Origin of the sequence: Curtobacterium luteum, from assembly GCF_001475545.1 — a bacterium.
Classification (GTDB): domain Bacteria; phylum Actinomycetota; class Actinomycetes; order Actinomycetales; family Microbacteriaceae; genus Curtobacterium; species Curtobacterium luteum_A.
In genome coordinates this window covers 1-578 of sequence record NZ_LDQC01000130.1, presented here as the reverse complement: position 1 = coordinate 578, position 578 = coordinate 1, and the positions used below count along the sequence as shown (strand labels likewise).

Genomic DNA, 578 nt, shown 5'->3' with positions numbered 1-578 from the left:
GAGTGGCGGAGTCGCTCGACCTCGGCGTTGACCGAGGAGTCCTTCTCGATGAAGGTGTCCGTCTGCGGGACGTAGGCCTCGGGCTGGTAGTAGTCGTAGTACGAGACGAAGTACTCGACCGCGTTGTTCGGCAGCAGGCCGCGGAACTCGTTCGCGAGCTGCGCCGCGAGGGTCTTGTTGTGCGCGAGCACGAGGGTCGGACGCTGCACCTGCTCGATCAGCCACGCCGTGGTGGCCGACTTGCCCGTCCCGGTGGCGCCGAGGAGCACGACATCGGTCTCACCGGCGTTGATGCGACCGGCCAGCTCCGCGATCGCCGCCGGCTGGTCGCCGCTCGGCGAGTACTCGCTGATCACCTCGAACGGGCGCACCGCCCGCGTGGGCTCGATGTCGACTGCCATGCCCACCACGGTAGCCGCGACCACTGACAACACCCGGCCCGATCGCCCACAGCGCAGGGCCGCATCCCTCGACCCGACCACCCGCGCCCGGCGTACAGTCCGCCGCAGGCATCCTCAAAGCCCGCTGATGAGAACCGGTCGTAGCCTCCGGTCTGTTCAGCAACCCGACCCTCCCTC

General features: G+C 68.7%; 1 protein-coding gene. It reads right to left on the bottom strand.

All coding sequences use genetic code 11. The features are described 5' to 3' along the window. Positions 1-389: DEAD/DEAH box helicase family protein (locus tag NS184_RS16460; RefSeq protein WP_193750532.1), on the bottom strand; the 389-nt coding region annotated here is incomplete at its 3' end. Between the last annotated feature and the right edge of the window lie 189 nt (positions 390-578).